The sequence below is a fragment of the Xanthomonas sp. CPBF 426 genome, assembly GCF_903989465.1.
GTDB classification, from domain to species: domain Bacteria; phylum Pseudomonadota; class Gammaproteobacteria; order Xanthomonadales; family Xanthomonadaceae; genus Xanthomonas; species Xanthomonas euroxanthea.
In genome coordinates this window covers 2,257,669-2,279,954 of record NZ_LR861805.1, presented here as the reverse complement: position 1 = coordinate 2,279,954, position 22,286 = coordinate 2,257,669, and the positions used below count along the sequence as shown (strand labels likewise).

Here is a 22,286-nt window from a genome sequence, read left to right as displayed (position 1 = left end):
ATGCGTATCTGGGCAATCGCCAACCAGAAGGGCGGCGTCGGCAAGACCACCACGACGCTGGCATTGGGTCGTGGCCTGGCCGCGCTCGGCCACCGGGTATTGTTGATCGACCTCGATCCGCACTCCTCACTCACCCGCGCGTTCGGTGTGGCGATCGACCCGCCGCCGCGCGGGGTGCTGGACCTGTTCGGCACCCCGCCGAGCGACCTGGCCAGCCTGGCCCACGAAAGCGCCATCCCCGGCCTGTCCTATGTCTGCGCGCAAGCCGCATTGGCCACGCTGGAACGCCGCAGCGCCAACCAGCCCGGGCTGGGCCTGGCCCTGCAGAACGCGATGACCCGGCATGCCGGCCAGCACGACTACATCCTGCTCGACTGCCCGCCCACGCTCGGCCTGCTGATGATCAACGCGCTGGCCGCCTGCGACCGCGTGGTGGTGCCGACCCAGGCCGAGCCGCTGGCGCTGCATGGCCTGGCCAGCATGGTGCGTACCGCCGACATGGTGCAGCGTTCGCGTCGCCGCGCACTGCCGGTGTCGATCCTGCCGACCCTGTTCGACCGCCGCACCCGCGCCGGCACCGAGACGCTCAAGGAGATGCAGGACACCTACGGCGCCGTCGTCTGGGAAGACGCGGTGCCGGTGGATACCCGAATCTGCAACGCCGCCGCACTGACTGTCCCCGCCACCGGCGGCGACTACCAGGGCCGCGGCCTGTCCGCCTATCGCCGTGCGCTGGAATGGGTGCTGGCCGATGACGCGGTGCGTATGGAGCAAGCCGCATGAGCAACCACACCGCCAACGGTGAGCTGGACGATTATCTGGAAGGCCTGCTGCACGATGCCGGCGTCGAGCCCCCTGCCCCGGCTGCCACTGCCACCGTCGCGGCGGCACCGGCAACTGCCGAGGCAGACGTCACGCTGGCTGAAGCGCCGGTGCAGGCTGCCGCGGCCCCCGAAGCCGCCGCTGTCTCCGAAGCGGCCACTTCCAACGCGATCGCCGCGGTGCTCAGCGCCGATGCGATCGCCGCCGATTTCCTTGCCGAAATGGATGCCGACCCGGCCTTCGGCCCGCCGGTGGTCGCCGCGCCCAGCGCCGCGGACATCGCCGCCGATTTCCTCGCCGAAATGGATGCCGACCCGGCCTTCGCCCCGCCGGTGGTCGCCGCGCCCAGCGCTGCGGACATCGCTGCCGATTTCCTCGCCGAAATGGATGCCGACCCGGCGTTCGGCCCGCCGGTGGTCGCCGCGCCCAGCGCCGCGGACATCGCTGCCGATTTCCTCGCCGAAATGGATGCCGACCCGGCGTTCGGCCCGCCGGTGGTTGCCGCGCCCAGCGCTGCAGATATCGCTGCCGATTTCCTCGCCGAAATGGATGCCGACCCGGCGTTCGCCACGGCGGCGCCCAGCCCGTTCATGAGCACCGCCGACCTGATGGCCGAGATGGACGCGGACCCGGCCTTCGCCAGCGCTGCCTCCGGCGCAGACCTGCTGGCCGCCGATCTGCTGTCGGAGATGGATGCCGACCCGGCCTTTGCCGATGCCGCACCCGCCGCGCCGGCACCTGCGCGGCCTGCGCCGGCACCGATGCAGGCACCGCACCGCGCACCGCCGTCGCCGATCTATCCGCAAGGCCTGCAGGCACTGCTGGCCCCCGGCCAGGCCGAGCACATCCAGGCCGAGCGGCGCGCGGCCGAACGCAGCACGCGCTGGCTGCGCCTGCGCTGCGGCGAACAGACCTATGCGCTGGAATTGCTCAAGGTGCAGGAGGTGGTACTGCCGGTGCCGCTGCTGCCACTGCGCGGCACCGCCAGCGCGATGCTCGGCATCATGAACCTGCGTGGCCAGGTGGTGCCGGTGATCGACCTGGGCATGCATCTGGGCTCGGCGCCGATCAACATGGATCTGCAGACGCGCGTGGTGGTGCTGGAGGAAAACGGCGAGACCATGGGCCTGCGCGTGTCGGCGGTGGAAGACGTCACCAGCCTGACCGATCAGCAGATCGAACCACCGGACAACGCACGCCTGTGCCGCATTTCCAACAACCTGTTCCGCGGCGTCGCGCGGCTGGGCCATCAGCCGATGATCCTGCTCGATGCCAGCCATTTGCTGCATTGACCCGGCGCGCAGCTGACGCGCACCTGCACGCGCAACGATTCACCGTTAAAGCTTTCCCGCCGCCCGCCGTTAGTACGCATAGAACCATCCGTTCGGAGCAACAATGAGCACAGTGACATTGGGTGAGGATCTCGGCATCGAGACCAGCGCCGACCTCAAGCAGAAGCTTGCCGCGTTCCTGGCCCAGGACGGCGAGGTGGTGCTCAATGCCGGCGACGTCCGGCGTATCCATACCGCCAGCGTGCAGTTGCTCTGTGCCTTTGTGCAGACCCGCCGCCAGGCGGGGTTGCATACCGAATTCGATGGCTGCAACGACACTTTTAGAGATGCGGCCCGTCTGCTCGGCGTCACCGACGCGCTCGGACTTTCCGCATCCAATGACAACCTGAAATCTGTGGAGAACGCCGCATGAGCGCACGTATCTTGGTGGTGGACGATTCGGCGTCAATGCGCCAGATGGTCTCTTTCGCCCTCACCTCTGCCGGCTTTGCCGTCGAAGAAGCCGAGGACGGCGCCGTGGCGCTGGGCCGCGCGAAGGGCCAACGCTTCAACGCGGTGGTGACCGACGTGAACATGCCCAACATGGACGGCATCTCGCTGATCCGTGAGCTGCGCCAGCTGCCGGACTACAAGTTCACCCCGATGCTGATGCTCACCACCGAGTCGGCGGCCGACAAGAAGTCCGAAGGCAAGGCCGCCGGTGCCACCGGCTGGCTGGTCAAGCCGTTCAACCCGGAACAGCTGATCGCCACCGTCCAGAAAGTTCTGGGTTAATTCCACTTGCCTCCCCATCGGATGTCACGCCCATGAGCATGGACCTGCAACGTTTCCACGCCACCTTTTTCGAGGAAAGCCGCGAAGGGCTGGACGCGATGGAGGCCGGGCTGTTGTCCCTTGAAGAGGGCAACCGCGACCCGGAAATCATCAATTCGGTGTTCCGCGCCGCGCACTCGATCAAGGGCGGCGCTGCCACCTTCGGTTTCGAAGCGGTCGCCGGCCTGACCCACGTGCTGGAGACGCTGCTGGACGAGTTGCGCTCCAACAAGCGCCAGCTCGAGCCCAATGCGGTCGATGCCATGCTCGGCTCGGTCGACGTGCTGCGCGCGCTGCTGCGCGAAGCCGAACACGGCACCCCGGCCGACCCGGCCGCGGTCAAGGCCGTGCATACCCGCTTGAACGCGGTGCTGGCCGGCGAAGCGCCGACCGCCGCGGCGGTGGCCAAGCCGAAGGAAGAAGAACCCGAAGCCTGGCATATCGGCTTCACCCCGGCGCCGTCGCTGTTCATGAGCGGCAACGACCCGCTGCGCATCATCCGCGAGCTCGAGCACCTGGGCCCGCTGCAGATTGCCGCGCGCCTGGAGCGCATGCCGGGCTTTGAGAACATCGACCCGCTGGAAGCCTACCTGGCCTGGGATCTGGGCCTGATCGGCAAGATTCCGCGCAGCAAGATCGAAGACACCTTCGCCTGGGTGGTGGACGATTGCGAGCTGGACATCCGCCCGATGGCGGTGCCCGGCCCGCCGCCGAGCCTGGCCGTCGAAGCCGCCGCTGCGCCTGTCGCCGTCGCTGCGGCACCGGTGGCCGCTGCCGAACCTGCCGCCGCCGCTGCCACGCCGGCCAAGGCCGCCGCAGCCGAAGCCGAAACCTCGATCCGCGTCAGCGTCGACAAGGTCGATGCCCTGATCAATCTGGTCGGCGAGCTGGTCATCACCCAGGCCATGCTCAAGCAGGTCTCCACCGGCCTGGATCCGGCGCATGCCGAACAGCTGTTCGCCGGCCTGGATCTGCTCGAACGCAATACCCGCGACCTGCAGGAAGCGGTCATCGGCGTGCGCATGCTGCCGGTGGACGCGGTGTTCCGTCGCTTCCCGCGCCTGGTCCGCGACCTCTCCAGCCGCCTCGGCAAGCAGGTCCGCCTGCGTACCATTGGCGAAGGCACGGAACTGGACAAGGGCCTGATCGAAAAGATTGCCGATCCGTTGGTGCACCTTGTGCGCAACTCGATCGACCACGGCCTGGAAATGCCCGATGCGCGTCGCGCCTCCGGCAAGGACGAAACCGGCACGATCACCCTGGCGGCCTCGCACCAGGGCGGCCATATCGTGATCGAAGTCAGTGACGACGGCCGCGGCCTCAATCGCGCCAAGATCCTGGAAAAAGCCGCCGAACGCGGCATCGCCGTGCCGGACAACCCGACCGACGCGCAGGTGTGGGACCTGATCTTCGCGCCGGGCTTCTCCACCGCCGACGCGGTGACCGACCTGTCCGGTCGTGGCGTGGGCATGGACGTGGTCCGCCGCAACATCCAGGGCCTGGGTGGCGAAGTGCAGCTGGAAAGCAACGCCGGCAGCGGTACCCGCGTGCTGATCCGCCTGCCGCTGACCCTGGCCATCCTGGACGGCATGACCGTCTCGGTCGCCGGCGAAACCCTGATCCTGCCGCTGGCCTACGTGCTCGAGGCACTGCAGCCGGCGCCGGAAGACATCCGCTCGATGGCGGGCGACGGTCGGGTGCTGCGGGTGCGCGGCGAGTACCTGCCGATCCTGTCGCTTACCGACTACTACGGCTTCGGCGGGCAGCAGTCCTCGCAGGAACCGCTGGTGGTGGTGGTCGAAGGCGACGGCCAGAAGATCGCGCTGGAAGTGGATGAATTGCTCGGCCAGCAACAGGTCGTGGTCAAGAACATCGAGAACAACTACCGCCGTATCCCGGGTGTCTCAGGCGCCACCATCCTGGGCGATGGCCGGGTCTCGCTGATCGTGGACATCGGCGGGCTGGTGCGCTCGCTGCGTGTGCCGCAGGCCGCGTAACACGCCAGGCCACGCAACAAGCGCGGTGTGGCTCCTTCTCCCGCGGGAGAAAAGGCCGCAGATTATGTGCGGTCACGACAAAGCCCTGGCAGCGATGCCGGGGCTTTTCATTTCTGCCAGGCACCGCAGTGCCCGGCGCAGTCCTGCAATTGCGCACCTGCCCCGCGACGCGTGCCGCATGGCCTGCAGCCGCTGCCCCGGCGTGTCGGAACATGTCCGGCGCAGCGCCTATCCACGCGCGCAGGGCCAACCACGACGATGCTCAACACGCCCCGATCCTGCCGGGGCGTTCTGCCATTTGGCAGCGACCGACAGACGCACGCGCTTCGTAATACCCGCTGCGTTTCCCCGCAAACGTGCCGTCCGTCGAAAGGTGATCAAGCCCGCGCCGCGGCGGCCGATACAGGGAGCAATGAGGGCTGCCTGGCCCGCGCCACGTCGAAGGAAGTCCGCATGCCCACCGTCAACTCACCACGCGCTGTCCGCCACCTGCTGGGCTCGGTGTGCGCCGCCGCGCTGCTGGCTGCCAGCATCTCGCTGCCGCCGTCCTTCGCAGCACCGGCCGCGCCGGTGTCGGTCCTGCTGGACAACGTGCCGGTGAACGCGCTGCAGTCGCTCGCCATCGACCTGGTGCAGTTGCGCGACGAGCAGCGGGCGCAGCTTGCCGCAGCGCATGACCCCGCCCGCATCGAGGCCTACGACGAGCGCCTGGGCAACCTGCGTCAACGCATTGCACGGCATGCGGGCTACGTCCAGGCCAGCGCGCCACAGGGCGAGCAGGCGCGCCAGTTTGCGCTGGTGCAGCAGCAACTGGGCCAGTATCTGGCGCAGCAGCGCCAGGCCAACCGCGCCCTGCATGCCGGCGACCTGCAGGCTGCGCAGGCCTTGTCGCTGGACCATGCAGGCGACGCACGGCTGTGGACGCAACTGCACACCCTGCAGCAATCGATGGCCAGCATGGGCACAACGCAACGCCACTGAGCATTGCCCGCCTCGCGACCGCGATGGTCGCAGCGGCGTCGTAGGCTCTCCAGCCAGCCAGCCAGCCCCGCGCTGCGCGACGTGCGCCGAAGCGCCGGCCTGCGCTGCAGGTCCTATCGCCCTCGTGCGCACTGCCTTTGCCAGCGGGTCCACGGGCCGCGTGCCCTGCCCGGCCCGATACACGCCGCCGCATCGCCATGGCAACCGTATGACGCCCCCAAGGTGCGGCTGGCGCACCTGCAAAACGCACTGAAAAACGCCCTCACGCCGGCTGTCGCGCACTGCTCAACATTTTGGGGATCAGGTCGCTATTCGACTTACCTCGGTCACATTCCTTTGCTGGATACCTGCCATGACCTTCAAGACCACGATTGCAAACACGCTGGCCAACGTACCGCTGAAGCGCAAGTTTCTGGCGCAGACCGCGCTGGTGGCGCTGGGCATCATCGTGCTGGCGGTGATCGCCGCACGCTTGCAATATGTGGATCTCACCGATACGCGCCGCGACGGGCTCAAGAGCCAGATCGAAATGGCCATCGCGGTGGTCAATGGCTATGCCGAGCGCGCGGAGAAAGGCGAGATGGATGTGGACAGCGCCAAGAAGGCCGCGCTGCATACCTTGTCCACCATGCGCGCACGTGGCGGCGTGGATTACATCTACGTCACCGACCAGACGCCGGTGATGCTGATGCACCCCACCCGCCCGGACCTCATCGGCAAGCCGCTCAACGATGTGCTGAGCCCCGACGGCAAGCGCATCTTCCCGGCCTTCGTCAGCGCGGCGCAGGCCGGCGGCGGCTACGTCGATTACGCCTGGGCCAAGCCCGGCGAAAAAGACCCGGTGCAGAAGACCTCCTACGCCTCGCTGTACAAGCCGTGGGGCTGGGTGATCGGCACCGGCGTGTATCTGGACGACACCCAGGCGCAGGCGCTGGTCTTCACCGGCATCGTCACCCTGGCCGGCGGCGTGCTGGTGCTGCTCAACCTGCTGGTGGGCTGGCTGATCGGCAATTCGGTGCTGGAGCCGGTGTCGCGCGCGCTTGCCGCCATCAAGGGCGTGGCGCGTGGCGATCTGAGCGTGCGCACCGCCCAGCATGGCAGCGATGAAATCGGCCAGATGCTCAAGGCCACCGACGACATGGTGCATACGCTGGAGCGCTTCTCCGCGCAGACCAAGGTGATGATGCACATGCACGCCGGCGAAGACGTCAGCCACCGCATGCCCACCGATTTCCCCGGCGTCTACGGCGAGCTGGCCGGCGGCATCAACACGATGATCTTCGAACACCTGGACGCCATCATCGACGCGATCGGCATCCTCAACGAGTACGCGCAAGGCGATCTGTCGCGCGACGCCGCGCGCCTGCCCGGTACCCGGGCGGTGCTGCACGAAGCGATGGATGCGGCCAAGGCCAGCCTGCTGGCGATCAACACAGAGATCAAGCGGCTGGCCCAGGCTGCGGCCAATGGCGACTTCAGCCAGCGCGGCGATGCCACGCGTTTCAGGCACGACTCGGCACGCATGATCAACGACCTCAACGCGATGATGGACGTCAGCGACCGCAACCTGGGCAAGCTGTCCGAGCTATTGGCCGCGCTGGCCGAGGGCGACCTCACCGCGCGCCTGGACGGTGAGTTCCACGGCGTGTTCGCGCGCATGCGCGATGATGCCAACACCACCGCCACGCAGCTGGCCGGCATCGTCGGGCGCATCCAGCAGGCCGCCGGTGCCATCACCGGGTCGGCCAGCGAGATCGCCGCCGGCAACAACGACCTGTCGCAGCGCACCGAACAACAGGCAGCCAACCTGGAAGAAACCGCCGCCTCGATGGAAGAGCTCACCTCCACGGTCAGGCAGAACGCCGAAAGCGCCCGCCAGGCCAACCAGCTGGCGATCGGCGCGGCATCGGTGGCCTCGCAAGGCGGCCAGGTGGTCAGCCAGGTGGTGGACACCATGTCCGGCATCCAGACCTCGTCGAAGAAGATCGCCGAGATCATCTCGGTTATCGATGGCATCGCCTTCCAGACCAATATCCTGGCCTTGAACGCGGCGGTGGAAGCCGCCCGTGCCGGCGAACAGGGCCGCGGCTTTGCCGTGGTTGCCTCCGAGGTGCGCACGCTGGCGCAGCGCTCGGCCGGCGCGGCCAAGGAGATCAAGCACCTGATCGACGATTCGGTCGGCAAGGTGGCGCAGGGCTCGGCGCTGGTGGATCAGGCCGGCAAGACCATGGCCGAGATCGTGTCCTCGGTGCAGCGCGTGACCGACATCATGAGCGAGATCTCTGCCGCCTCGCAGGAGCAATCGGCCGGCATCGAGCAGGTCAATCTCACCGTCACCCAGATGGACGAGAGCACCCAGCAGAACGCCGCGCTGGTGGAAGAAGCCACCGCCGCCGCCAACGCCATGCAGCAGCAGGCGCAGCAGCTCGACGAGGCGGTGTCCAGCTTCCGGGTGACCGCGGCCTCGCCCGTGCAGCGCGGCCCCGCCCGTGATGCCGCGCGCGCGGAGGCCCTGCGCGTCGCCAGCTGATCGCCACCAGATCGCTCTCCCGTACCACCTCCTCACTTCGAAGCCACGCCCATGCCCTCGCCCCCCACGCAATCCCGCTCCGGCGGCAGTCTGGCGTACCGCCTGATGCTCGGCACCGCGGTCGCTGCATTGCTGTGCTTCGGCCTGACCGCGGCGATCAGCTACTGGCAAAGCAGTCGCGCGTTGATCGCTTCGGCGCAGACCACGATGCAGAACGCGGCGCGCTATCAGGCCGAGCAGATCGGCAGCGAGCTGGGGCAGGCATTCACCACCGGCCAGTCGCTCGCCAGCGCCCTGCTGGCGCAGCGTGCGCATGGCGGGGTGAGCCGCGAGGCGGCGGCGGCGATCATGCACGACGCATTGCAGAACCATCCCGAATGGGTGGGCATGGGCACCTTGTGGGAGCCGCAGGCCTTCGACGGCAGGGACGGCGAGTATGTCGATGCCGAGGGCCACGACAGCAGCGGTCGCTTCATGACCTATTGGGCCTACAACGGGCAGTCGCTGATCCGCGAGCCGTTGGTCGGCTACGAAAAGCCCGGCGACGGCGACTGGTACCTCAAGCCCCGCGAGCTGGGCCGGCAGATCGTGGCCGGCCCCTACGATTACCAGATCGGCGGCAAGCCGGTGCTGATGACCACCTTGTCCACGCCCATCCTGGACCAGGGCAAGTATGTGGGCGTGGTGTCGGTGGATTTCGCCCTGGCAGCATTGCAGAAGCGCCTGAGCGCGTTGCGTCCGATGGACGATGGCTATGTCGAGCTGATCTCGCCGGCCGGGGTGATTCTGGCCTCGCGCGACGCTGCGCGGATCGGCAAGCCGGCCGACGGTGCCGACTACCGCGCGATGCTGGAGGCCACCAGGGCCGGCAAGGACTATCTGGACTTCACGCCGGACGCCGCCGGCACGGTCAGCGCCTATGTGCCGTTGCAGATCGGCCAGGCGCAGGAGCGTTTTGCGCTGGGCGTGGTGGTGCCGTACGCGGCGATCATGCAGCAGGCACATCGGCTGTTGTGGACCATCCTGGCGGTCGGCCTGGGCTCGGCACTGGTGCTCAGCGTTGCGCTGTTCGCACTGTTGCGCCGTCAGGTGGTGGGCCCGCTGGATGCCGCTGCAAAGGTGGCAGGTGCCATTGCCTCCGGCAAGCTGGACAACCAGATCGCCGCGCAGCGCCAGGACGAGGTGGGCCGCCTGATGGGCGCCATGCAGCGCATGCAGACCGACCTGCGCCAGCGCATCGAACGCGATGCGCAGATCGCCAACGAAAACCTGCGCATCCGCACCGCGCTGGAACATTCGGAGATGGAAGTGCTGCTGGCCGACGAGCAGCACACGGCGGTGTTCATCACCCAGGCGCTGCACAACTCGTTGAAGCGCAGCGAAGCGGCGTTTCATGCCAAGGGCCAGCAGGGCTTCAGCGCCGATGCGGTGGTCGGCAATCCGCTGGACTATGTGTTCGGCACCGATGCCGACGGCAAGGCACGCTTGCAACGCCTGCAACAACTGCAGTCCACCACGTTGGAGCGCTACGCCTTCGGGCCGGTGACGCTGGATCTGAGCATGACCCCGCTGTACGCCGCCGATGGTCATCGCAGCGGCAGCATGCTGCTGTGGCGCAATGTCAGCGCCGAGGTCAGCACGCAGGCAGAGGTCGCCGCGCTGGTGCAGTCGGCGCTGATGGGCGACTTCGGCCAACGCCTGGCATTGGACGACAAGCACGGCTTCTATCTGGAATTCGGCCGTCAGCTCAACGGACTGCTGGAAACCACCTCGCAAGGCCTGGAACGTATTTCCCGCCTGCTCAGCGCGCTGGCCGAGGGCGACCTCACCGTGCGCATGGACGGACAGTTCCAGGGCGTGTTCGCCCGCATGCGCGACGATGCCAACGCCACCGTGGCGCAACTGACCGGCATCGTGGCGGGCATCCAGACCTCGGCCACGCAGATCAACGCGGCCGCCAGCGAGATTGCCGCCGGCAACAGCGACCTGTCGCAACGCACCGAACAACAGGCCGCCAACCTGGAAGAAACCGCCGCCTCGATGGAGGAGCTCACCTCCACCGTCAAGCAGAACGCCGAGCACGCGCGCCAGGCCAACCAGCTGGCGATCGGCGCGGCCGATGTCGCCTCGCATGGCGGCGCGGTGGTGGCGCAGGTGGTCACCACCATGTCCGGCATCGAGATCTCCTCGAAGAAGATTGCCGAGATCATCAGCGTGATCGACGGCATCGCCTTCCAGACCAATATCCTGGCCTTGAACGCGGCGGTGGAAGCGGCGCGTGCCGGCGAACAGGGCCGTGGTTTTGCCGTGGTCGCCACCGAAGTGCGCACGTTGGCGCAGCGCTCGGCCGGCGCGGCCAAGGAGATCAAGCACCTGATCGACGACTCGGTAGGCAAGGTCGCGCAGGGCGCGTCGCTGGTGCAGCAGGCCGGCACCACCATGGCCGAGATCGTGGCCAGCGTGCAGCGCGTGACCGACATCATGGGCGAGATCTCCGCCGCCTCGCAGGAGCAGTCCAGCGGCATCGAGCAGGTCAACCTCACCGTCACCCAGATGGACGAAGCCACCCAGCAGAACGCGGCACTGGTGGAAGAAGCCACCGCCGCCGCACGCGCGATGGAAGAACAGGCCGGCCAGCTGACCGATGCGGTGGCGGTGTTCAAGCTCAGCCACGTCGGCAGGCCGGCGGCGATTGCCGCTGCCGCCACACCCGGCGTCAGCCCGGTTGCGCCCTCCACAGGGGCACCGACCGGCAACAAGCGCGCTGCCATGCCGCCGCGTCCCCCTACCCGCAAGTCGCCCGGCCGTGCCGCCGGCAACGACAGCCAGTGGCAGGATTTCTGAGTGCAGCGGCGCTGCCCTGACCGGGGCGGCTCCCGTGCACCTTCAGCGTCACCGGCGTGCGCACCCTGCCCGCCACGGCCGCGTTGCCGGCGGCTGATCGCCGCACACACCGGCCGGCGGCCCTACCGTTCGTCCTTCAAAAATAAAGAATCATCCCGGGCGGCCGTTAGCGTGCTGGAGAGCGTCCCTGCGCAATGTCCCGGAGTCACTGATGAACAAGTTCAACGATTGGCCGATCCGCCGCAAACTGATGGTTGCCTTCTGCCTGAGCGCCGTGCTCACCGCCTTGCTGGGCGGCCTGGGCTATTCACGCATGCGGCAGATGCAGCAGCAGACCACCCTGATCAACCAGGACGTGGTGCCGGTGCTGAGCCGCCTGTCCGAGCTGCGTGGCTTTGCCGGCGAATTCCGTGTCTATGAAGTGGGCCAGTTCGCCAATCTGGACGACCCGGAACGCTATGCGATGTTCTTCAAGCGCATGGACGAGATCCAGGCCAAGTACGTGGAGACGCAAAAGCTCCTGGACGCCAAGATCGGCGCTGCCTCGCCGCTGAAGGCCGAATACGCCAGGCTGACCGATGCCAGCACGCGCTATTTCGCCGCCAACCGGCAGCTGCGCGCGCTCTATGCACAACCCGATCGCAGCGCGGCGATGGAATTTTCGCGCAATCAGTCCGGCGAACTGCGCAAGGAGGTGTTCGCCTCGGTCGACAAGCTCTATGCACAGCAGTCCAAGGCACTGAGCGACATGGTCGCGGCCAGCGCCGCCTCGTTCAAGCTGACCAGCGCGGTGTTGCTGCTCGGCACGCTGCTGATGGCGGCACTATCGGTAACCTTTGGCTGGCTGATCGCACGCAGCATCACCAATCCGCTGGCCAAGGCGCTGGGCGCCATCAAGGCGGTCTCGCGCGGCGACCTGAGCGTGCAGGTCCACAAGACCAGCAACGACGAGATCGGCCAGATGCTCGAGGCCACCAGCGGCATGACGCAGATGCTGCGCCGCTTCAGCGACGAGACCGCGCGCATGTCACACCTGCATGCGGCCGAAGACATCACCCACCGCATGCCGGAGGATTTCCCCGGCGTGTACGGCACGCTGGCCGGCGGCATCAACACGATGATCTTCGAGCATCTGGATGCCATCACCGACGCGGTGCGCATCCTCAACCAGTACGCACAGGGCGACCTGACCCAAGACGCACGCCGCCTGCCGGCCAGCCGCGCGATCCTGCATGAAGCGATGGATGCGGCCAAGGCCAGCCTGTTGTCGATCAATACCGAGATCAAGCAGCTGGCGCAGGCCGCAGCCGCCGGCGACTTCAGCGCACGTGGCGACGCGGCGCGCTTCAAGTACGACTTCGCGGTGATGGTGGCGGATCTGAACTCGATGATGGAGGTCAGCGACCGCAATCTGGGCAAGCTGTCGCAGCTGCTCGGCGCGGTGGCCGAAGGCGACCTGACCGCACGCATGGACGGGCAGTTCCACGGCGTGTTCGCGCGCTTGCGTGACGATGCCAATGCCACCACCCAGCGCCTGACCGATATCGTCGGCCGCATCAAGCACTCCACGCTGGCCATCAACACCGCTGCCGGCGAAATCGCCGCCGGCAACAACGACTTGTCGCAGCGCACCGAGCAGCAGGCCGCCAACCTGGAAGAAACCGCCGCCTCGATGGAAGAGCTCACCTCCACGGTGAAGCAGAACGCCGAGCATGCGCGCCAGGCCAACCAGCTCGCCATTGGTGCGGCCGACGTGGCCTCGCACGGCGGCGCCGTGGTCAGCCAGGTGGTGGACACCATGTCCGGCATCCAGACCTCGTCCAGGAAGATCGCCGAGATCATCTCGGTCATCGACGGCATCGCCTTCCAGACCAATATCCTGGCCTTGAACGCGGCGGTGGAAGCGGCGCGCGCCGGCGAACAGGGCCGTGGCTTTGCCGTGGTCGCCTCCGAGGTGCGCACGTTGGCACAGCGTTCGGCCGGCGCCGCCAAGGAAATCAAGAGCCTGATCGACGATTCGGTCAGCAAGGTGGCCGAAGGCTCGGCGCTGGTGAACCAGGCCGGCAGCACCATGAGCGAGATCGTCGCGTCGGTGCAGCGCGTGACCGACATCATGAGCGAGATCTCCGCCGCCTCGCAGGAACAGTCGGCCGGCATCGAGCAGGTCAACCAGACCGTCACCCAGATGGACGAGGCAACCCAGCAGAACGCCGCACTGGTGGAAGAAGCCACCGCCGCCGCACGGTCGATGGAAGAACAGGCGCAACAGCTCACCGAGGCGGTCGCCTTGTTCCGCCTGTCAGCCGAGCTCGAAGCGGTGACCCGCGCCACGCCGGTGGTGCGCCAACTCGCTGCCAAGCGGCCAGCCGCCGCCAGTGCACCGGCGCCTAGGCCGCAGGTCGCCAGGCCGGCGGCACGTGCTGCCGTGGCATTGGCTCCGTCCAACGAATCGGACTGGGCCGAGTTCTAGGCCACGCCGCAGCGGCCGCGCACTGGCCGCCGTCAAACGCAAGCCGCGCTCTCCAGAGCGCGGCTTTTTTTTATGCCGCGCCACGCTTTTTAAAAGGCGCATCGACCCGATAACAAATAAAGAAGCATTCGAATAACTTTTTATTTATGTAGCAATACGATTATTGTCGAGTCCGCCGTCATCCCCCCGCCGATAACGATTACACAATCCGATCAATTCCATTCTCGCGATTTATTATTTTTCACAAGCCTGACCGCGTTATATATTTTTTTGATATCGAGGTGTTCAGCGATGCTGTCGTGCGCCGTTACTGCGCATAGCGACATGTGACGCAGACACTGTTCGGCGTCACCTGATCGCTCCCATCCATTGCGCACCGCCTGCCGGGAATTGATCATGACTGCATTTCTTCAACGCTATAACGTCGGCCCCCGACTGGCGGCGGCATTTGCCGTGCTGATCGTTCTCTCCGCCCTCATTGCCATTATCGGCTATCGCGGGCTGAGCTCGGCACGCACCCTGGTCGACGATCTGGTGCACCAGAACATGGTGAAGATTCGCCTGTCCAACGACATGATGAATGCCAACTACATTATTGCGATGCAGATCCGCAATGTGGTTTTGCCAACCAGCAGCGAAGATAATCTCAAGTTTATCGAGACCATCCAGGCTGCGCGCGCCGATTACTCCAAGGCACGCGAAGCGCTGTATGCGATTCCACCGTCTGACCAGGGCCGGGAGATCCGCGCAGAAATCGATCGCCGGCGCGCCGTGGTCAAGGCATTGAACGACCAGGTCATGGACCTGGTCCAGACCGGCCATAGCGATGAGGCCCTGCCCTTGCTGCTGACCAAGGCCGCACCGGCGATGCAGCAGTGGCAGGACAAGATCGCCGAGAACATCGCGCTGCAGAACACGCTGTCGGCCGAGGCCTCCGCCGTTGCGCTGCAATCCATGGACGACTCACGCAAGCTGCTGATCGCCGGCTCGCTGCTGGTGGTGCTGCTGAGCGGCGTGCTGGGCCTGCTGATCACCCGCAGCCTGACCCAGCCGCTGAGCCGGGCCACACGCGCGGCCGAATCAATTGCCGGCGGCAAGCTGGACAACGACGTCGACACCCAGTTCAACGACGAAAGCGGCCGCCTGCTCAAGGCGATGAGCAAGATGCAGCTGCAGTTGCGCAACCTGCTCGCCGCCCAGACCGACATGGCCAAGCGCCACGACGATGGCCAGATCAGCTTCCGTATCGATGCCGACGCCTTCCCCGGCGAGTACGGCCGCATGGCGCATGACACCAATACGTTGGTGGGCTCGCACATCGCGGTGAAGCTGCGTCTGGCGCAGATCATGGGCCGCTACGCGATCGGCGACCTGTCCGAGGACATGGAGAAACTGCCCGGCGAAAAGGCCGTGCTCAGCGAGACCATGGCGCAGGTCAAGGTCAATCTCGGCGCGATGAATACCGAGATCAAGCACCTGGCCGTGTCGGCGGCCAACGGCGACTTCAGTGCCCGCGGCGATGCCGAGCGCTTCCAGTACGACTTCCGCCTGATGGTGGAAAGCCTCAACAACCTGATGTCCACCGCCGACGGCAATCTGCAGTCGCTGTCCAGCCTGCTGCAGTCCATCGCCGCCGGCGACCTCACCGCGCGCATGAGCGGCGACTTCCGCGGCGTGTTCGCGCAGATGCGCGACGATGCCAACGCCACGGCCACGCAGCTGGCCGAGATCGTCAGCGGCATCAAGGCCTCGGCGGTGTCGATCAAGGGCGCCGCCAGCGAGATCGCGGCCGGCAACCAGGATCTGTCGCAGCGCACCGAACAGCAGGCCGCCAACCTGGAGGAAACCGCTGCCTCGATGGAAGAGCTCACCTCCACCGTCAAGCAGAACGCCGAGAGCGCACGTCAGGCCAACCAGCTCGCCATCGGCGCGGCCGGTGTGGCCTCGCAGGGCGGCGAGATCGTCAGCAGGGTGGTCGAGACCATGAGCGGGATCGAAGCCTCCTCCAAGAAGATCGCCGACATCATCTCGGTCATCGACGGCATCTCGTTCCAGACCAACATCCTGGCCTTGAACGCAGCGGTGGAAGCGGCGCGTGCCGGCGAACAGGGGCGCGGGTTTGCCGTGGTCGCCTCGGAAGTGCGGACGCTGGCGCAACGCTCGTCGGCGGCCGCCAGGGAGATCAAGGGGCTGATCGACGACTCGGTGCAGCGTGTCTCCGAGGGGTCGGTGCTGGTGCACAGCGCCGGCAAGACCATGGGCGAGATCGTGTCCAGCGTGCAGCGGGTCACCGACATCATGGGCGAGATCTCCGCCGCCTCGCAGGAGCAATCCTCGGGCATCGAGCAGGTCAACCAGACCGTCACCCAGATGGACGAGACCACCCAGCAGAACGCCGCGCTGGTGGAAGAAGCCACTGCCGCCGCACGGGCGCTGGAAGACCAGGCCACCCAGCTCACCGACGCCGTTGCGGTGTTCAAGACCGATGCCCATGCCTATGCCAAGGCACCGGTGCGCACCGTGCCGCCGCGCCCGGTGGTGACTCCCGCGCTGAAGGCCAAGGTGGCAGCGGCCGGACGCACCGCCGCGGCCAGGCCGCGCATGGTCGTCACCGCGCCCAGCAACGACACCAGCTGGCAGGAGTTCTGAGCCAAGCGGGCACAACAGTCTGAATGGAGCCGGCCGGCGCGACACCGGCCGGCTCAAGGCACAACGGTGATCGGCCGATAGGCTGCGTACGCCTATGAGACGCATCCATGATCACCTCGCCCGTGCAGTCGCCACCGACCGCCCCACGTTCTGCGCATCGCTGGAGCAGCCGCTGGGATGATCTGGCGATCGCCAGGAAGCTTGGTGTGATCGGGATGCTGGCGCTGGCCGGCCTGGTCATTCCGGTGCTGCTGTACAGCGGCAAGCTCAATGAAAGTGTGGCCATCAGCAGCAACGAGTTGCGCAGCTATGCGCCGCTCGAACAGATGCTGGGGCTGATCACCGATCTGCACGCGGCCCACGTGGACAGCGGCGGCACCGCCCGCGCCGCGGCCGAGCGCGCCGAGCGCGATCTGCAGCGCCTGCTGGCCACCACGGCAACCATGCCGGGCTTCGAGCGCAGCCAGAAGGCCCTGCTGGGCCTGCAGCAACGCCACGTCGCCGCTGCCGCTGCAAACGGCTACGCCGCCGTCAGCGAACAGGCGTTTGCCGCACTCGACGCCCTGCGCGACGACAGCCAGCTGGTCTACACCCCGTATATCGAGAGCTACCACCTGGTGGTGGCCACGCTGATCTACAGCCCCGATGCCACCGAGTCGCTGACCCGGCTGGATGCGGCCAGCGACCCGTCGCAGGCGGCCGGCAGCCGCGCCATGCTGCGCGAACAGCTCAACCAGCTGGCCCGCAGCCACCGGCGTTTCCGCCACGAGCTGGACAAGGCGATCGGCCTGCTGGAACAGCCCGACCCCGCGCTGGCCGATGCCGCCAAGGCCGAAACCGCGCGTGCAAACGCGGCGCTGGCCGCACTCGGCACCGCGCTGGACGGCAACGACGCCAGCGCCGATCTCCAGTGGAACGCTGCGCTGGACGCGCTCGGCCAGGCCATGCAAGCGCTCGGCAGCGTCTCGCTGCAGGCCTTGCAGCGCCAGTCCGAACGTCACCTGGCCGACGCCCGCAACGCGATGTGGCAGGCCATTGCCGGATTGTCGCTGCTGGCCGTACTGATCGCGGCGCTGGGCTGGTCCACCCTGTCCAGGCTGACCCGCAATGTGCGCCGCGCCGCTGCGGTGGCGGCCAATATCGCCCAAGGCCAGCTCGGCGAGCCTATCGCCGCGCCCAGCCGCGATGAAACCGGCCAGCTGCTCGACAACATGCGCCGGATGCAGGAGCAGCTGCAGCGCGTGCTGGCCGCGCAGAGCGAGATGGCGCAACGCCACGATGCCGGCCAGATCAGTTACCGCATGGACGCCGATGCCTTTCCGGGCGCCTACGCCAGCATGGTGCACGACACCAACGCCCTGGTCGGCTCGCATATCGCAGTGAAGATGAAACTCGCCCAGATCATGTCGCGCTATGCAATCGGCGACCTGAGCCAGGACATGGACCGACTGCCCGGCGAGAAAGCCGTGTTCAGCGACACCATGGATGCAGTCAAGGCCAACCTGTCGGCAATGAACAACGAGATCAAGCTGCTGGCGCAGGCCGCCGCCAACGGCGATTTCAGCGTGCGTGGCGATACGCAGCGCTTCCAGCACGACTTCCTGGCCATGGTCGACAGCCTCAACCAGCTGATGGCCACCGCCGACGGCAATCTGGGGGCGTTGTCCGGCGTGCTGCAGGCCATCGCGGCAGGCGACCTCACCACCCGCATGCAGGGCGACTTCCACGGCGTGTTCGCGCAGATGCGTGACGATGCCAATGCCACCGTGGCGCAGCTGGCCGATATCGTCGGACGCATCCAGCGCTCCACCGATGCCATCAACGCTGCGGCCAGCGAGATCGCCTCCGGCAACCAGGAGCTGTCGCAGCGTACCGAGCAGCAGGCCGCCAACCTGGAGGAAACCGCCGCCGCGATGGAAGAGCTCACCTCCACCGTGCGCAGCAACGCCGCGCACGCGCGGCGCGCCAGCGAGCTGGTGACCGGCGCCGCCGCGGTGGCCTCGCAAGGTGGCACGGTGGTGGGCGACGTGGTCGGCACCATGGCCGGCATCCAGGCCGCGTCCCGGAAGATCGCCGACATCATCTCGGTCATCGACGGCATCGCGTTCCAGACCAACATCCTGGCCTTGAACGCGGCAGTGGAAGCGGCCCGCGCCGGCGAACAGGGGCGCGGCTTTGCGGTGGTCGCCTCGGAAGTGCGCACGCTGGCGCAGCGCTCGGCCGGCGCGGCCAAGCAGATCAAGCAGCTGATCGACGATTCGGTAAGCCGGGTCGAGCAAGGCAATGTGCTGGTCAGCCAGGCAGGTCGCACCATGCAGGACATCGTCGAGTCGGTGCGCAGCGTCACCGAGATCATGCACGAGATCAGCGACGCCTCGCAGCAGCAGTCCCAAGGCATCGAGCAGGTCGGCCAGACCGTCGCACAGATGGACCAGGCCACCCAGCAGAACGCCGCGCTGGTGGAAGAAGCCAGCGCCGCCGCACGGGCGATGGAACAGCAGGCGCAGCAGTTGCGCGATGCGGTGTCGGTGTTCCAGCTGCACGCCGCCGTGGTGCCGGCCCGACGCGTGCGTGCCGCCTGACGCCCCTGTGTGCGGAGTTGGGTACGCGCGCGGTGGGCGACGCCGCGCGCATGGGGGCAGTCACACCGTGCACTCGTGCTGCGCGGTCACTGGCCGCGGTGTCTGCTACGCGGTCGCCGGCCGCGCTGTCTCGACCGAGACTGGCTGAGCCACCCCGCCTGCGCCTGCGATCGCGCATTGCATCCGGGTCGCAACCGAGGCAGTGGCGCCACCCCGCCGTTGCGGACTCGCTTCAACTGCCTAGCGCAGGTTCGATGCCTGCCGCAGGCAATACTGCCGCAGCCAATAGCCCCGCCTGCGCATACGGCGCCAGGGTCACCAGGCTGCTGCATCGCTCCAGCAGCCGGTGCCGTCCGCCCGTCTGTCCTTGCAACCGCAACGTCGCATCCACGCTCGAACGAGTGAGCCAGATGTGAATCCGCCGGTCGATGCAACTGCGTCGATGGCACGCACATCGACGTTTCCGGTCCGTTTCTGCACATGCGCGTCACTTCGGTGACGGCCGCCCATACGCAGCGCGGCTGACCAGTTCAGTCGCCCAACCACTGGCCGTTACCTTCCACGGCACGCTTACCAGCCTTGTCATCGCCGGGGTCTCCCGCTGTTGCCCGCGCGATGGATCGGCTGGATGCCTGCCTTGCCGTACCTGCGTCCGACCCACGCGTCCGCGCCGACGCATTTGTCCTTTCTTGCCCCACTGCCTCGAGACCCCCAAATGATCGCTCTTCTTCAACGGTACAACGTCGGCAAGCGCCTGAGCTTCGCCTTCGGCACGCTGATCCTGTTGTCGTGCGCACTGGTCGCTGCCGGCCTCTACACGCTGGCGCAGGCCCGCGACCGCATGGATACGGTGGTCAACCGCAACATCACGATCATGCAATACGCACAGGACATGACCAACGCCACCTCGGTCATCGCCGTGCAGCTGCGCAATATCGTGTTGCCGACCTCGCAAGAAGACAATCTGCGCTTCTACGCCGTCATCAAGGACCAGCTGAAGGACTATGAGGAGACCCGCCGCAAGCTGTACGCGTTTTCTGCCTCGCCCCAGGCCACCCAGATCCGCGACCGCATCGACCTGGCCAGCGACCAGGCCCGCAAGACCAACGACGCGGTCGCGCAGCTGGGCCTGACCGGCAAGCCTGACGAAGCACTCAAACTGCTGCTGGAGAAGGCCGCACCGGGTACGCAGCATTGGCAGAACGCATTGACGGAGTATTCGGACCTGCAGCGCCAGCGCACCCGCGAAGCCTATGTCGCCACCACGGAGGAAATGGCACGTGGCCGTGCGATGTTGATCGGCGGCGGGCTGGCGGTGGTGCTGTTCAGCGCCCTGCTCGGCTTCCTGATCACCCGCAGCCTGGTGCGCCCGCTGACCCGGGCCACCCGCGCCGCCGAAGCGATCGCCAACGGCAATCTCGACAACGATGTGCGCACGCAGTCCAACGACGAAACCGGCCGTCTGTTGCAGGCCATGGATCGCATGCAGGGCCAGGTACGCAACCTCATCACCGCCCAGCTGGACATGGCCAAGCGCCACGACGAGGGCCAGATCAGCTTCCGCATGGATGCCGGTGCCTTCCCCGGCGACTTCGGCCGCATGGCCAAGGACACCAATGCCCTGGTCAGCTCGCACCTGGCGGTGAAGATGCGCCTGGCGCATATCATGGGCCGCTATGCGGTCGGCGACCTGTCCGAGGACATGGAAAAGCTGCCCGGCGAAAAGGCCTTGCTCAGCGACACCATGGCGCAGGTCAAGGTCAATCTGAGCGCAATGAATACCGAGATCAAGCACCTGGCGGTGTCGGCGGCCAACGGCGACTTCAGCGCCCGCGGCGATGCCGAGCGCTTCCAGTACGACTTCCGCGTGATGGTGGAAAGCCTCAACAACCTGATGGCGACCGCCGACGGCAATCTGCAGTCACTGTCCGGCCTGTTGCAGTCGATCGCCGCCGGCGACCTCACCGCACGCATGAGCGGCCAGTACCAGGGTGTGTTTGCGCAGATGCGCGACGACGCCAACGCCACCGCCGCACAGCTGGCCGGCATCGTTGGCCGCATCCAGAGCGCTGCCGACGCGATCGGCCTGGCCTCGGGCGAAATCGCCTCCGGCAACCAGGACCTGTCGCAGCGCACCGAGCAGCAGGCCGCCAATCTGGAGGAAACCGCCGCCTCGATGGAAGAGCTCACCTCCACCGTCAAGCAGAATGCCGAGCACGCCAGCCAGGCCAACCAGCTCGCCATCGGCGCGGCAGCAGTGGCGTCGCAGGGCGGCGACGTGGTGGCCAAGGTGGTCACCACGATGTCCGACATCCAGGGCTCGTCGAAGAAGATCGCCGAGATCATCAGCGTCATCGACGGCATCGCCTTCCAGACCAATATCCTGGCACTGAACGCAGCGGTGGAAGCGGCGCGCGCCGGTGAGCAAGGCCGTGGCTTCGCGGTGGTTGCCTCCGAGGTACGCACCCTGGCGCAGCGTTCGGCCAGTGCGGCGAAGGAAATCAAGCAGCTGATCGACGACTCGGTCGACAAGGTCACCCAGGGCGCCACCCTGGTCGATCAGGCCGGCACCACCATGGCCGAGATCGTGGCCAGCGTGCAGCGCGTCACCAACATCATGGGCGAGATTTCCTCCGCGTCGCAGGAGCAGTACTCCGGCATCGAGCAGGTCAACCAGACCGTCACCCAGATGGACGAAACCACCCAGCAGAACGCCGCGCTGGTGGAAGAAGCCACCGCCGCCGCACGTGCGATGGAAGAACAGGCCCAGCAGCTCACCGAAGCGGTCGCCGTGTTCAAGGTCGCAGAGCACGCACCGGTGGCGCGCCAGTTGTCGGCCATTGCCAATGCGCCCGCCAATGCCCGCGGCACACCGCGTCCGATCGCCCGCACCAGCAGTGCCGCACCGTTGCGGCGCAGCGCCGCAGGCGCATCCGCGACGACAACCGACGTGGGCGACTGGCAGGAGTTCTAAGCGGCACTGACCGCTGCCGGCAACGCGCGTGTCTGTGCGCGAGGGACACACCACGCCCAGGCACGCGGCCATGTAATCCGCATCAGCAGCATCTTTATCACGGCACCGCACACGCGGTGCCGTTTTGCGTTGTGCACGACCAGGCAGCTGTCCGCACGCCGCTATGGACCGTGGGCAGCGTGAAATCGCACTTCACATCGTCCAGACCGGCCTGCGCCGGCACACCTCCAAAACCGCATTCAAGCGGGGGTTTTCTAGGGATATTCCCCACACACCCCCACCGATTCCCTACCCCGCATACACATGGCAGTCACGTGCCTGAGACCCGGCTT

13 protein-coding genes are annotated in these 22,286 nt (G+C 66.9%); 12 read left to right on the top strand and 1 reads right to left on the bottom strand.

Going from position 1 to position 22,286, the window contains the following annotated elements:
- The 9 genes from H7A87_RS09760 to H7A87_RS09720 all read left to right on the top strand — a co-directional run bounded on the left by H7A87_RS09760 (position 1) and on the right by H7A87_RS09720 (position 13,749).
- Positions 1–783, top strand: a complete 783-nt coding sequence (locus H7A87_RS09760; RefSeq protein WP_016904758.1) for a ParA family protein — start codon at positions 1–3, stop codon at positions 781–783.
- Positions 780–2,114 (top strand): chemotaxis protein CheW, encoded by a 1,335-nt coding sequence (locus tag H7A87_RS09755; RefSeq protein ID WP_119128803.1) that lies wholly within the window; start codon positions 780–782, stop codon positions 2,112–2,114. Before H7A87_RS09760 ends, H7A87_RS09755 begins: the two co-directional genes overlap by 4 nt.
- A 103-nt stretch (positions 2,115–2,217) precedes the next feature.
- Entirely contained in the window at positions 2,218–2,526 is a 309-nt protein-coding gene (locus tag H7A87_RS09750; protein ID WP_026064926.1) for an STAS domain-containing protein, read from the top strand.
- Positions 2,523–2,888, top strand: a complete 366-nt coding sequence (locus tag H7A87_RS09745) for a response regulator (protein WP_002806565.1) — start codon at positions 2,523–2,525, stop codon at positions 2,886–2,888. Before H7A87_RS09750 ends, H7A87_RS09745 begins: the two co-directional genes overlap by 4 nt.
- A 32-nt stretch (positions 2,889–2,920) precedes the next feature.
- Positions 2,921–4,924, top strand: a complete 2,004-nt coding sequence (locus H7A87_RS09740) for a chemotaxis protein CheA (RefSeq protein ID WP_104644543.1) — start codon at positions 2,921–2,923, stop codon at positions 4,922–4,924.
- Positions 4,925–5,377: 453 nt separating this feature from the next.
- On the top strand, positions 5,378–5,905 hold the full coding sequence (locus H7A87_RS09735) for a hypothetical protein (protein WP_119128804.1): 528 nt from the start codon (positions 5,378–5,380) through the stop codon (positions 5,903–5,905).
- Positions 5,906–6,257: 352 nt separating this feature from the next.
- Complete coding sequence (locus H7A87_RS09730) at positions 6,258–8,435, top strand: methyl-accepting chemotaxis protein (RefSeq protein WP_119128805.1); 2,178 nt, start codon at positions 6,258–6,260, stop codon at positions 8,433–8,435.
- A gap of 51 nt (positions 8,436–8,486) precedes the next feature.
- On the top strand, positions 8,487–11,279 hold the full coding sequence (locus H7A87_RS09725; RefSeq protein WP_180496964.1) for a methyl-accepting chemotaxis protein: 2,793 nt from the start codon (positions 8,487–8,489) through the stop codon (positions 11,277–11,279).
- Between the two features lie 211 nt (positions 11,280–11,490).
- A complete protein-coding gene (locus tag H7A87_RS09720) occupies positions 11,491–13,749 on the top strand; it encodes a methyl-accepting chemotaxis protein (RefSeq protein WP_119128807.1) in 2,259 nt (752 codons plus the stop codon).
- 212 nt (positions 13,750–13,961) lie between these two features.
- On the opposite strand, the gene H7A87_RS09715 is transcribed toward H7A87_RS09720, so the two are convergent.
- Positions 13,962–14,147, bottom strand: coding sequence for a hypothetical protein (locus H7A87_RS09715; protein ID WP_147421090.1), 186 nt, complete (start codon positions 14,145–14,147; stop codon positions 13,962–13,964).
- On the opposite strand from H7A87_RS09715, the gene H7A87_RS09710 reads away from it, so the two are divergent.
- From H7A87_RS09710 to H7A87_RS09700, 3 genes are all read left to right on the top strand, one after another.
- Entirely contained in the window at positions 14,146–16,398 is a 2,253-nt protein-coding gene (locus tag H7A87_RS09710) for a methyl-accepting chemotaxis protein (RefSeq protein WP_119128882.1), read from the top strand. The two genes, H7A87_RS09715 and H7A87_RS09710, sit on opposite strands and share 2 nt — an antisense overlap.
- A gap of 107 nt (positions 16,399–16,505) precedes the next feature.
- Positions 16,506–18,980, top strand: a complete 2,475-nt coding sequence (locus H7A87_RS09705) for a methyl-accepting chemotaxis protein (protein ID WP_119128808.1) — start codon at positions 16,506–16,508, stop codon at positions 18,978–18,980.
- A gap of 715 nt (positions 18,981–19,695) precedes the next feature.
- Positions 19,696–21,954 carry a methyl-accepting chemotaxis protein gene (locus H7A87_RS09700; RefSeq protein ID WP_119128809.1) on the top strand — a complete coding sequence of 753 codons (2,259 nt, stop codon included), beginning with the start codon at positions 19,696–19,698 and terminating at the stop codon, positions 21,952–21,954.
- Positions 21,955–22,286 lie beyond the last annotated feature (332 nt).

Bases quoted from the DNA above. Each gene is read 5' to 3' on its own strand.
- H7A87_RS09710 (WP_119128882.1), top strand. From the start codon at position 14,146: ATGACTGCATTTCTTCAACGCTATAACGTCGGCCCCCGACTGGCGGCG.
- H7A87_RS09720 (WP_119128807.1), top strand. From the start codon at position 11,491: ATGAACAAGTTCAACGATTGGCCGATCCGCCGCAAACTGATGGTTGCC.
- H7A87_RS09750 (WP_026064926.1), top strand. From the start codon at position 2,218: ATGAGCACAGTGACATTGGGTGAGGATCTCGGCATCGAGACCAGCGCC.
- H7A87_RS09755 (WP_119128803.1), top strand. From the start codon at position 780: ATGAGCAACCACACCGCCAACGGTGAGCTGGACGATTATCTGGAAGGC.
- H7A87_RS09745 (WP_002806565.1), top strand. From the start codon at position 2,523: ATGAGCGCACGTATCTTGGTGGTGGACGATTCGGCGTCAATGCGCCAG.
- H7A87_RS09700 (WP_119128809.1), top strand. From the start codon at position 19,696: ATGATCGCTCTTCTTCAACGGTACAACGTCGGCAAGCGCCTGAGCTTC.
- H7A87_RS09730 (WP_119128805.1), top strand. From the start codon at position 6,258: ATGACCTTCAAGACCACGATTGCAAACACGCTGGCCAACGTACCGCTG.
- H7A87_RS09740 (WP_104644543.1), top strand. From the start codon at position 2,921: ATGAGCATGGACCTGCAACGTTTCCACGCCACCTTTTTCGAGGAAAGC.
- H7A87_RS09735 (WP_119128804.1), top strand. From the start codon at position 5,378: ATGCCCACCGTCAACTCACCACGCGCTGTCCGCCACCTGCTGGGCTCG.
- H7A87_RS09705 (WP_119128808.1), top strand. From the start codon at position 16,506: ATGATCACCTCGCCCGTGCAGTCGCCACCGACCGCCCCACGTTCTGCG.
- H7A87_RS09760 (WP_016904758.1), top strand. From the start codon at position 1: ATGCGTATCTGGGCAATCGCCAACCAGAAGGGCGGCGTCGGCAAGACC.
- H7A87_RS09715 (WP_147421090.1), bottom strand. From the start codon at position 14,147: ATGATCAATTCCCGGCAGGCGGTGCGCAATGGATGGGAGCGATCAGGT.
- H7A87_RS09725 (WP_180496964.1), top strand. From the start codon at position 8,487: ATGCCCTCGCCCCCCACGCAATCCCGCTCCGGCGGCAGTCTGGCGTAC.